Annotated in this window: 3 protein-coding genes; all 3 read right to left on the bottom strand. The window is 50.5% G+C overall.

What is annotated here, in order from left to right; genetic code table 11:
- On the bottom strand, window positions 1-1349 hold a 1349-nt coding region (locus AB7C91_RS13620), incomplete at its 3' end, for an ABC transporter permease (protein WP_428592377.1).
- A gap of 12 nt (window positions 1350-1361) precedes the next feature.
- Window positions 1362-2450: an ABC transporter ATP-binding protein gene (locus tag AB7C91_RS13615; protein WP_428592374.1), complete on the bottom strand. Its 1089-nt coding sequence runs from the start codon at window positions 2448-2450 to the stop codon at window positions 1362-1364.
- A 26-nt stretch (window positions 2451-2476) separates the two neighbouring features.
- Window positions 2477-3496, bottom strand: a complete 1020-nt coding sequence (locus AB7C91_RS13610; protein ID WP_428592371.1) for an ABC transporter substrate-binding protein — start codon at window positions 3494-3496, stop codon at window positions 2477-2479.
- Between the last annotated feature and the right edge of the window lie 41 nt (window positions 3497-3537).

Here is a 3537-nt window from a genome sequence, read left to right as displayed (position 1 = left end):
GCACTGGTGAGCGGCCGAATGCCATAGGGCAAATAGGTTGCAATGTAACCGATGAGCAGAGCCCAAATGGTTGCATAGAGCGGCGTCTTGATGAAGAACCACATAAACCCGATACCAATGACGATACCCGGGAAGGAGAATGAGAGAAAGCTCAAGGACTCCAGAACCCCTGCTGCTTTGCTCTTCACCTTCACAATGACATAGGCAACAAAGAGGGAGAGAACCGTTCCCAAGGTAGCCCCTACAATACCCAGGAACAAACTGTTCTTCAAGGAAAGCAGGGAGATGGGATCTTTCATTACCGTCTTCCAGTGATCGAAGTTCATCATCGAGAATGCCCGTGCACTGGGTACCATCGAATAGGGAACAAGCGAGGTATAGAGCAAGACCAGAACAGGAAGCACGATCAAAACAAACGAGACAAGCAACAGAACGATGAAAAGAGGGATCCTAGCCTTCTTGAGCTCAATCACCACCGGCTTGAAGCCCCTGCTGGAAACAGTCACGAACTTCTCGCTGCTGCGGGTAAAATAACGATACACATAGATCAGGGAGATGGAGAGAACCAGAATGCTCATGCCGATTGCGGCAGCCTTGCCGTAGTCGGCAACGAAGCCTGTGTTGACCGTTCGATAAATATAGGTTGCGAGCACATAGACACGACCCGGCATACCCAGTACCGACGGAACAGCAAAGGAGGCAAGACAACGCACCACACACAGGATGAATGCTGCAAGAATGGCTGGACGCAGCACAGGCAGCGTAATCTTGAACAGCGTCTTCATATTGCTGCCCCCGAACACCTTCGACGACTCCTCAAGCGATACATCAAAGGATGCCATCGCAGGAGAGATGATCAAGTAGGCAATAGGAAGATCGAGCAAGCCTTCCACCATAATCATCCCTGGAAGCGAGTAGATATTGAACGGCGCTTTTGCAAGGTTAAAGGCTTGCATGATCCAGAGATTCAGAATCCCATTGGAAGGATTGAGCAGCAACGCCCAACTGACTGCAAACAGCACGTGAGGAATCATCATGGGCACCACCGAAAGCACCTTGAACAAGAACTTCCAATGGATGTTTGTCCGGTTGTTGAGGTAGGCCAGAAAGAGTGACAACACTGTAGCGAACAGCGCTGAACCTGCGACAAACACCACGGTATTCATGAGAACTGCCAACAAGGCAGGATCAGTGTAGACGGAAATGTACTTGTCGAAGGTAAAAGTACCCACGTTGCGCAGGCCCTTGGAGAAGCTGCCGATCACCAACATCACCACCGGGGCCAGCGTGAGGGAGACAAGAATCAGAATCAACAGATAGGTAAGCTTTGTATGCCGAGTTTTTGCCATAGTATCCTCTTCCTACCTTGAAACCAAAAGGCAGTGGTCTGCTGCGATGGAAACTACCACCTCATCTCCTTCCTTCACCTTCGAATCGGGATCGACTTTCACCATAATCAGCTGATCCCCAACCAAAATCTCACTCTCATACACCTCGCCGACAAAGACCATGGTATGCATCTTCCCCACCAACGTGTTCTGATGCTTCTCTTTCTCTGCCGGATCGATCAAGTCCACAAATTCGGGCCTGATGCAGAGGGTAATCTCACTTCCAGCGGGAAACTCACGTTTGGCACACATGAAATCCCCAATTGAGGAGCTCACCTTGGTATACCCACTGCCCTGTTCTTCGATGGTAACCGGCAACAGGTTGGAGCGACCAATAAAGTCAGCAACGAACTGATGTTCGGAGTCGAAGTAAATCTTCTTCGGATCTCCGATTTCAATGATGTTGCCTGCACGCATCACCCCAATCTGATCACTGAGTGCCAGAGCCTCAATGCGGTCGTGGGTAACATAGACGGCCGTAATGGCAAGTTCACTCAGAAAACTTCTCAGTTCCTTGCGTGTTTCTTCACGAAGCTTCGCATCCAGGTTGGAAAGCGGCTCGTCAAACAGGATGACCTTAGGCTCAGCAACAAGCGCCCTTGCAAGGGCGACACGCTGTTGCTGGCCACCGGAAAGACGGGTGGCAGGGCGATTTCCGAAGCCCTCAAGCTGGACGAACTGCAGGGTCTTCTCGACCCTGCGATTGATTTCATCCTTTGGAAGCCTCATATTCTGCAGCGGATAGGCAACATTGTTGAACACGTCCATATGCGGCCAGATTGCGTAGGTCTGGAATACCATCCCGAGTCCCCGCTTTTCGGTAGGAACATCAATATGTTTTTCACTTGACCACACAATGGTGTCGCCGATACGGATTTCTCCTTCATCAGGGGTCTCAAGGCCGACAATGCTTCTCAGCAGTGTGGTTTTGCCACAACCGCTGGGACCAAGCAAGGTAAAAATCTTGTTCGCTGGAATCGTGAGATTCACCCCATCCAGTGCCTTGATGATCTTCCCTTCAGAATGATAGTACTTCTTCACTCCGGTAATCTGAATTTCCATCCGCTTCTTCCTGCTTTCCGTTATGGTTATTTCTTTTCGAAAATCTTCTCGAACTCAGCACCCCACTTCACCAGCTCCTCGTCGGAGAGCTCGCGAATGGCGATAACCTCAGCCTTATCAATATCCTTGATCGGGGGATACACACCAGGAGTCAACACATATTCACCAACATCGTTGGCCAGCATGCCCATGGCTTTATTGGAAAGCCAGTACTCAACGAAAGCCTTTGCTGCATTGGGATGAGGAGCATCCTTGGCAATGGCGATGGCACGGGGGCTGCCGAGCATCGGCTGTGATACCTGTGCCCAAGCAAGCGGAGCCGGAGCCTTGGTGACGATGTATTTGGGCATCGAGATACCAATCTTCTTCTCACCACTTTCGATGGGAGCAGGAGTCGGGCTGAACGATGCTACGAACATCGGGTTGTTGGCGGCAAGACCGTGAAGGAAATCATACCACTCCTTTTCGGTGGCAAATACGTGTTCTTTCAAACCTACCAGCCAGCTGATCGTGGTTGCGTGGCTCGCGGGGTTGGCCATGACAATCTGATTGTTCCACTTCGGATCGGTAAGATCTTCATAGCGCTTGGGCACATCAGCAGGATCAACCAACTCGGTGTTGTAGATAAGCGCTACATACTCAATACCAAAGAGGTAGATGCCATCACCACGTCTTGCCCATTCGGGATACGTCTCGCCTACCGGGGAGACATACTCGGCGATAACACCCTGTTCCTTGAGAATTTCCAGTACCGGAAGGGGACCCTGCAAAACGTCTGCAGCAAGTTTCCCAGCCTCAAATTCAGTCAGTACGGTAGAGACAAAACGTGCAGTAGAAAGTCTGGTATTCTCTGCAGCAACACCGGTATCAGCGGTAAACGCTTCGATAATCGGTTCAATGGAGGTAATACTTGCGTACATGGAGACCTTGTCCTCCATCGCAGTACTGGCAGGAGCTGCAACTTCTTTCGAACCCGCAGCAAATACAGATCCAAGAACGAGCAACAACACCAACACCAAACCCAAAGCTCTTTGTGTATGTTTCATGCAAACCTTCCTTCGAGGAAAATCCTCAATTGAAGGTACCA

It is taken from the genome of Sphaerochaeta sp., from assembly GCF_050256055.1.
Classification (GTDB): Bacteria; Spirochaetota; Spirochaetia; order Sphaerochaetales; family Sphaerochaetaceae; genus Sphaerochaeta.
This window is presented reverse-complemented; position numbering and strand designations above follow the sequence as displayed.